This is a genomic window from Calditrichota bacterium (assembly GCA_016867835.1).
In the GTDB taxonomy this organism is placed as follows: Bacteria; Electryoneota; AABM5-125-24; order Hatepunaeales; family Hatepunaeaceae; genus VGIQ01.
The window spans coordinates 1-8,633 of sequence record VGIQ01000114.1 but is presented as its reverse complement, the minus strand read 5'-3'; the positions used below and the strand labels follow the sequence as shown (position 1 = coordinate 8,633).

Annotated in this window: 5 protein-coding genes; all 5 read left to right on the top strand. The window is 55.1% G+C overall.

Going from position 1 to position 8,633, the window contains the following annotated elements; translation table 11 throughout:
* Positions 1–209: 209 nt before the first annotated feature.
* Complete coding sequence (locus tag FJY67_10065; protein MBM3329798.1) at positions 210–2,729, top strand: T9SS type A sorting domain-containing protein; 2,520 nt, start codon at positions 210–212, stop codon at positions 2,727–2,729.
* Between the two features lie 262 nt (positions 2,730–2,991).
* The gene (locus tag FJY67_10060) at positions 2,992–6,867 is read left to right on the top strand and encodes a hypothetical protein (protein MBM3329797.1); all 3,876 of its coding nucleotides are present in this window, start codon (positions 2,992–2,994) and stop codon (positions 6,865–6,867) included.
* A 99-nt stretch (positions 6,868–6,966) separates the two neighbouring features.
* Complete coding sequence (locus FJY67_10055) at positions 6,967–7,362, top strand: hypothetical protein (GenBank protein ID MBM3329796.1); 396 nt, start codon at positions 6,967–6,969, stop codon at positions 7,360–7,362.
* 14 nt (positions 7,363–7,376) lie between these two features.
* Positions 7,377–8,237 carry a hypothetical protein gene (locus tag FJY67_10050; GenBank protein ID MBM3329795.1) on the top strand — a complete coding sequence of 287 codons (861 nt, stop codon included), beginning with the start codon at positions 7,377–7,379 and terminating at the stop codon, positions 8,235–8,237.
* Between the two features lie 6 nt (positions 8,238–8,243).
* The coding region (locus FJY67_10045) for a hypothetical protein (protein ID MBM3329794.1) at positions 8,244–8,633 on the top strand (390 nt) is incomplete at its 3' end.

Genomic DNA, 8,633 nt, shown 5'->3' with positions numbered 1-8,633 from the left:
AACAGTGGAGTACTCCGCTTAAGAACGAGAAAACGGGCAAAATTGGCAAGGAATCGTGGCTTAATCATGCTTGAAAAAGGCAAAATCGCTGTAAAAGTGCCCCTTTTGGTTCTCACACAACGCTCGAAAACGGCATAAAGTCTATTTTGAAAATTAGAAATGAGAATAGCAGATCAAAATAGACCCATTTTCAACAGACTCAGTATGGGATGTTCTACGCCGCAGCTAATCCGGTTCCTGAAGTGGTGAACAACGTTTTCACTCGATGTGGAGTTGGCATCCGAATACCAAATGGAGCGAATGGGAATGAGATCCGGTTCAATGACATCTTTTCTGATGCCCAAAATCCAATATGGATTTGGAATGGTCAAAATCTAGATCCCGTAAACGTCGGCGAGGGCAATATCAGAGAAGAACCGCAATTCGTAGGGAATCACGACTACCATCTGACAGGTGACTCGCCATGTCTCAATACGGGATCAGATGACCTCATCGACATAATCGACGGGTCGAGAAGTGATATGGGGGCTTATGGTGCGCACGAAGGTGTTGCGAAGGTCTTCTCATTTGTTCGCCCCAATGAAGTCCATTGGTGGGGTTCGCTTCCAGCAAACCAGCATCCAGACGTTTACTTAAATTACTACTACCCGATGGCTGGCGTAAAGGTGCTGGTCGGTGCAACAGCAGCTCAATACGACTTCACTATGGGTGAAGGGAACGTATTCAGGGCTGCACAAGGAGCTTCCATCGAAACCGCGAATTCACTAATCAGCTTTGTCGGCACGGCGGCAGCCCCTGTGATCTTCACCAGCCAGGACGCTCAGGGCTGGGCAGGTATTAAATTGGGCGACGCCGGAGCAAATCAGCGAAATGTACTGACCTTCTGCAACATCTCGAATGCTGTCAACGGAGTCTGGACAGCGGGTGTCTATGCCACCCTTACAACTTGCAATTTCACCAACTGCACAGCGGGAGTCAACTGCGGATGGCAAAATGGCAACCAGTATGTCGTCGTCAATGGCTGTGGATTCTCCAACTGTGACTACGGCATTCAGGCATTTGGGAACTATGTGGATGCTGATGGATGCCTAATAGAAGACTGCGAAACCGGTTTGGCGGCCTGGTGGCCGGGAGGCGGGGGGCAAATTGCCAGTGCGACTGACTGTGAGTTTGATGATTGTGATCTCGGAATCTACGTGGCCAACGCAAATGCCAACATCACGAACTGTCAAGTCCATGACGGGATCGAGGGGATCCGTGTCTTTATACCAATCGGGACAACATTCTTGAATGGGTGTGAGGTCAATGGAAATACAAGCTTTGGAGTCAGAGTTGAAAACGGGCCATCCTCGGTATCGTTGAACCAATGCGATGTCCACCATAACAACTTCGGACTTTGGATTTCTGGCGCGACCGTCATTTCCACATTCAATGACTACTTCTCGAACCTGTTCGAGGGTGTTTATATGATGAACAGCATGGGCTGGTTCAAAGAAGATCATATTTACGATAATGATCTTGCACTAAATGCGGCTGCGGGCATGTACTGCTTCAATTCCGATCCCTTCCTCAAGCGGTTGAAGATCACCGACAACTATGGATATGGAATTTTGAGTGCTGGTGGTTCAGATCCTGTGCTTGATCAAGGAGCAATGGGGAACACTGGCTATAATCGGATACGCAACAATGGTCTTGTTGCTCCACTGGTCCGGCTGGCGAGAGCCGAAATATGGATGGACAATATGTCCATGGTGGAACTGAATTTCGGCCGCAACGACATTTATGATGACTTGAACGATGTCTACGTCTTCCGTCAGGCTATGCCTGCGGCTCCGATCCAGGCACAAATGAATTACTGGGGGCCGCTCGGTCCACAGGCAGGAAATTTCAGCCCTCAAGGATTGGTCAATTTCATGCCTTGGGATGCAAATCCGAATGTGTTGGACGATGCTGAAGAATGGGCTGCAGCGGACACTTTCCTTACTTTAGGCGTCGGAGCCCTCGCCGATAGTGCGTGGGAAGATGCTGCTAACATATTCTGGGACATAGTGACAGACTACCCCGAATCACGGGCGGCTGTTTACAGTCTATCAAGATTGAGATTCTGCGCACAGCAGATTGATGGGATCGACCAAAACTTCAGCGACGCACTTGATGGACTTCCAAGGCGTGTCAGAAATGAGGCCTACCTTACCCAACTCGAACGAACCCAAAATCTTGTCTTACAGGACTTGGGCGATTTTGAACAGGCGACAAGACGGATCCGCGCTCAGATGCGAAATGCCGCGTGCCGTGAAGATAGTGTTGTTTTCGCGATCGACCTTGAATTGGCGCTCATACGCGAAGAAGCAGGAGATGGGAACCATAACGATGCGGCGGAAGAACATGGCCGGGAGAGACTAGCGCGGTTGGGAATGATGCTGGAAGGAAAGTCGTGGGAAGAGACAGATCCGAACTATGTTCCAGCTTCTATCGCCCTTCTTTCTTCGTATCCGAATCCCTTCAACTCATCTGCAACTATCTCTTTTACGCTTGGTGAGGCAGGAGCCGTTCAAGTAGCGGTCTATGATCTTTCCGGGCGTGAGGTTTCGACACTATTCGACAGTCGCCTTACGGAAGGTCGTCATGAATTCCATTGGAATGCCAATGGTCTTGCCGCAGGCGTCTACATTGCTCGAGTAACGGCTGCGAACTCTTCCTCGGATCTAAAGTTGCTTCTTATTAGATAGTTTGGAGTCGTATCAGTCACTGAGTCTGCTTAAAACGGCCGAAGTCTAATAAGCGGAACCTGGGGTGAGATCGAAAGATCTCACCCCTTCCTTTTTGCACATGGCCCTTCCTATCGAAGTTCACGCATTTCGCATCGTAATAGGCCTTCGCATTTCCCATAATTTCCATATTTCCCCCTCTTCCCGCTAATTCTGGACTCCCCTTTCCCGATTCGTTATTATGGCTCACAATGAACCGCGTGATCCATAATCGACCGACCCCTTGACCATAGAACAACAGCGCATCGCATTTCTGCTTGAAACCGAGGCTGAACTGCTTCGGATTCAGGCGCTCAGCGAAGACGAGGATACCGTCGACTCCGCGCGCGACTTGCCGCCCTATATCACCAACTACATCGGCTCGAAGCAGAAGTTGGCCGACTGGATCTGGGCGCAGACGCCGGACGGCGTGGAATCGATCTTGGACGCCTTCTCCGGCAGCGCGGTGGTCGCCTACATGTATAAGACCAAGGGCTTACGGGTTCTGGCGAACGACAGGCTGCGCTATTGCTACCACATCGCACGCGCCATCATCGAGAACAACGCCGTCCGCCTGACTGAAGACGAGATCGCGGCGCTGCTTGAGCCTAATCCCAAAGCCGGGGACTTCGTCCAAACCACCTTTCGCGGCAAGTTCTTCCAGTCCGGCGTCCATCCTCTGATCGACACCATTCGCGCTAACATCGAGGGACTCAAGGGCTACAAGAAGGACATCGCACTCTTCGCCTTGGGCAAGTCTTGCATCTCGGCTTCTGGGAGTTATGGGCACTTCGCTTCGGTATCGCGCAGTAGCGGAAACAGGCAGGCCGACACTCCGGCAGAGTTCATTGAGCGCTTCAAGAAGACCGCCGCTCGCATCAGCGAGCTGGTCTTCGACAACGGACAAGAGAATAAGGCCTTCCACGAAGACGCCGTCGAACTCCTGCCTAAGGTCAATGTGGACGCGGTCTACATCGACCCGCCCTATGCGACCGAGTTCTCGACGACGAACTATGAGACCTCCTATCACTTCATCGAAGGCTTGATGACCTACTGGAAGGGGCTGGAGATCGACGAGTCGAGCCGGGTGAAGAAGTTTATCAGCGACCATCAGACAGTCACCAAAGCCAATGCGGCCGAGTTCTTCGATAAGGTCTTCCAGAAGGCCGAAGGCATCAAATACTGGATCATCTCCTATCGCGACCACGCCTATCCCGATGAAGCCGAGATGAAGCGTCTGATTGGAGAGCATAACCGGTCTTCGCGGATGCACTCCCGCGACCATGTCTACACCATGGCCGGCCAGAACCGCGGCGGAGAGGCGTCGCATGGCAGGGAGCATCTCTTCATTTGTTCGCCTGAAACAGCAGCCGATGCCGTCCTTCGCTATGCACCATTTGCGACCATAGCGGATCTGCGCCGAAAGGTCGAGAAGGACGAAGACGCGCGGGTTACTGCGTTTATGGGATCGAAGCACGACATGCTGGCCTGGATTTGGGAGCATACGCCGGAGGGCGTCAAGTCGGTCTTGGATCTCTTCAGCGGCGGGGCGAACGTCGGCTATTACTATAAGTTGAAGGGGATGCGGGTGGTCTCGAACGACCTCCTGGCCTATCCCTATCACATCGCCCGGGCTGTGATTGAGAATTCGTCGGTCACGCTGTCGGATGCCGAGATTGAAGGACTGTTGCAGCAAAATTCCAAGGCCAAGGACTTCATCGTCAAGACTTTCTTCGGCTATTACTACACGCGGCCGATCCTGGAGTTCCTGGACAATACTTACGCCAATATCCAGAACCTTTCCGGATACAAGAAGGACATAGCGCTCTTTGCCTTGGGGAGAGTCTGTCTGATCCGTGCCTGCTATGGAGAGTTCTCCCGCTCGAAGAAGTCGCTGACCGCCCCCATCACCAATGAGCGCGGGCGCTATCCCGACACCCATCTCGGCAATCCGTCTTTGGCTGAGTTCCGAGACCTCTTCCTCGACTGCATCCGCGATGCCAACTCCCTGATCTTCGACAACGGACAGGAGTGCAAGGCGACCAATCAGGAAGCGCTCGCACTATTTGACAGCCCAGTGCTTTCGAAATCCGGCATCGACCTTGTTTATGCCGATCCTCCCTACATCACGCAGTTCGGATTCAACGACTATGAGGACAAGCTCCACTTCGTCGAAGGACTGATGACCTACTGGGAGGGCAAGGAGATCAACGACAACCCCCGGCGCAACTTCCCCTCCCGCACCAAATACAACCCGGACGGGATGCAGAAGCTGATCGGGGGATTCATCGAGGGAACGGCGAGGCTGGGGGCAAGACTCATGATGTCTTACCGCGACAAGGCCTATCCGACGGCGGCCGAGCTGAAGGAGATGATCGCTGAGAGATTTGGCAGCGTGGAGTTTCGCAGGCGGGCAGTCTCTTACGGCATCGCCCGCTATGCGCCGGAAGGTCCGGGACGGAACGCTCAAGAATATTTGTTGATCGCCAGCAAGCCAAAGGCGATGAAAGCGGCTGCTGCAGATAAGAGTCTGCTTGCTCCGCTTGATACCCCTTGGGAATGGGACTGGGCGAAAGAAGCCGACGCCATTATCGAACTGCTCGGCTGGAAGGGATTATTTGGATCCTGCGCCTACACCAACTTCGACTATCCGGCGCGCGAAAAGGAAGACAACCGCTATCCCATGGCGAAGGCCGCCTACTACCTTCCCTACCGGAAGATGGTCGACGGAAAACTGCTGGTGGTATGGCAGGGACTTGTGGCGGCGATGGCGGCGCTGAACGGGGCAAGAGGCGGAACGAAACTATCGGCTGCTGCCCGCAAGGAAGCATACTGGACGCTTGTGGAATGGTATCAAGCCTTCGACAAGGAACCGCCTGAACTGGCGTCGGACGCAGACCAGACCGAGCGCGGCTGCCACACCCGCATTACCGGAGAGATCAAGTCGCAAGGGCTGGCTGCATCGGGTGACGACCTTCCGACCGAGGACAAGCGCTTCACCTGCGTCCTGGTGCATGGCGGGGCCAACCGCAATGGAGACTTTTTCACGGTCGAAGAGCTGCGGTCAAACTATCGCAGCGCGGTCGGGACGAAGGTCGATCTGAAGCACTCGCAGGACCTGACCGATATTGTCGGCGGGGTGGTCGACTCGAGGTTCTTTGAGACGGACGATGGATACATAGAGTGCGATGGAGAGCTTTACACCAGTGTCAACCCCAACGCCCAACTCGCCTATAAGCTGATGACGAAGGGGATCGTCCGCCAAGTCTCGATGGAGTGCGACTACGAAACCGGCGAGTGCTCGATCTGCCACAAGCAGTTCAAGTCGAAGGCCGACTACTGCGTCCATCTGAAGAACTATAAAGGGCGGGATTACCGGGGCGATCCGGTATATGAAATCTTGCACAACATCACCTTCACCGGCATGGGGCTGCTTGACCGCAAGGGCGCGGACGAGCGGGCGGTGATCACCAAGGTGGCAAGTCAAGTGAATAACCTTAAGGAGGAAGCGATGTCTGAAGAGGATATCAAGAAACTGACAAACGAAAACGAACGCCTCAAAGCCGAAGTTCTGGACTTGAAAGAACAGCTGAAATCCAAGACCAAGGCTGAAGAATCGGCCGCCGCAGAAAAGCAGCGCGCGGAGGCGGCGGCCAAGTCGAAGAAGGACGAGGAGATCGAGCGCCTAACCAACGAAAACGAGGCCTTGAAGAAGCAAGTCGAAGAGCTGCAAGGCAAGGCCAAGGCTTACGAGGCTGAGAAGCAGCAGGCCGCGCGCCGCACCCGGGCTTCTGAACTGGTCAGCCTGTGGGAAAAACGGGGACGGTCGTTTGCCGGCGATGAAGACCGCGTCAAGGAAATCGAACGTCTGGCGGCACTCGACGACGCCTCCTTCACTGCCGCCAAATCGATGGTCGACTCGATGTCGGACGTGGCGGCTAAGAAGGAGCCTGCCGGCAAGAAGGACGAACCGAAAGATCCTGACAATCCCGACAAGAAAGAGCCTAAGAAGGTTCTGCGCTCCGACGCTGGCGTTGATCCTTCGCTGGTGGATGACAAGCCGAGCGGGCTGGTGGAACGGCTTTCCAAAGGCCTAAGGGAAGTTCGAGACGCAGCGTAAGCCGCAAGCAGAAAGGTAGAAAGTGGGAGCCATGGTCAAATCGGACTTTCTCCCTTTCTTCCTTTCTCCCTATGCCATTATCAAACTTAAGGATTCACAATGACTGAAGTCTTCTTTAACGCCTCCCACCCCGGCATCGCCTACGGCGACGGCGAGCTGCTGGGTCCGGGGACGCCGGGACAGATCGTGAAGCTGGTCGAGAGCGACCTCTTCCAAGTCGTCTCTAACGCCGCCGACAAGCCGGTGGGCCTGTTGGGCCGGCTCGACAAACCCAAGTATGCGACGCCGGCAGCGACCGACCGCTACAAGGCGCAGGTCTTCCTGCGCGGAGGAATCTACGAGACCGACAACGTCAGCGGCCAGATCGCCTTCGGTGCCGATCTCAGCTTCGACCCGACAACCGGTCTGCTGAAGACCGCCAGCCAGGGTGAGACTGTGATCGCCAGAGCTATCGCCATCGGCGGCAGCACCGTCAAATTCCAACTCCTTCTGTAAAGGAACACCACCAGATGAAATCGAAAGCTATTTCCCAAGAGCGGTTTGAGGCCATCGCCGCCGATCTGCGCGAGGCCTATGGGATGGGTCCCGAAGGGCTGCGCACCATCGCGGCGGTGATCGCGCCGCCGATCTATGACGAGATCCGTCAGAAGGAGATCGCGACGCTGCTCCTGGCCGAACACAAGCTCCCCAAGGGCGAGCCGGCACGCTACAACAAGATTCGCGAGATCAAGGCCTACTGGATCGGCGCGGGCGGACAGGTGCACCAATCGAACATGAACGAAGAGGAGATCGAGTTTCCCATCGACCGCGTGGCGGCTAATCCCGCTGTGGATGTCTCAGTGCTTCGCAACGGCGACGTCTACCGCTTGACCGACATGGAAAAGTGGGCGGGATCGGCGATCCGCAAGAAGCTGAACGAGCGGACGGTCTCGGTGATCTCGGCTGCCGTGCCGGAAACCAACGTCGTCGAAGTCGCCGGAAACGCCTTAACCGAAGAGGCGCTGCATCAGGCAATCTCGATCCTCGAGGACAAAGACTTGTCCTTGAAATACATCGTGATGCGCGGCGGGCGGTTCAACGACATTCGCGGGTGGGACTTGGACCCGGTGACCGAGCGCGAACTGCGGGAGAAAGGGATCGTCAAATACTACTCAGGCGCTTCGGTGCTCTTGACGGCGGCTTGCAAAGCCGAGGAGGTCTTGCTGCTTCCAGACGAGGAGATCGGCAAGTTCGCGGTCAGGACTCAGGTCGCGGTCGAGGCCGACAACCGTCCCAGTGAGTTCAAGGTCGGCTGGGTGGTCTGGATGGAAGTGGCGCACGGCGTGCTGCGCCCTGATATGACGGCCAAGGTGAAGATTCTTGGACAGTAGCAAGCCATGATCATCATCGAAAACCTTCGTCCCGGAAGGCTGGTGCTGCCGCAGACGAAAACAACGCTTCAGAGGAACGGCCAAGCCCGCCTTCCTGCAGCGACCCCTGAAATTGAACGGGCGGTCAAGGCCGGTTGGATTAGGATTGTCGAGACTGAATCCAACCTGGATGAGGCGTCTTCGGAATCATCACGTCCCACAGCCCACGACTGGCAGATCGACTATTCACAGGCACAGTCCGGGAAGATCACCATCACCGACCGTTCGACTGGAAGACATCTGGAGGCCGAAGTCGCCGAGCGGAAGGGTGAGCAGCATTACACGCTGAAGAACTTCGGAACTGTGAAGGGGATGCAGTTCTGGCCGACCGGAGCGGCATTGGATATCTTCGATGCA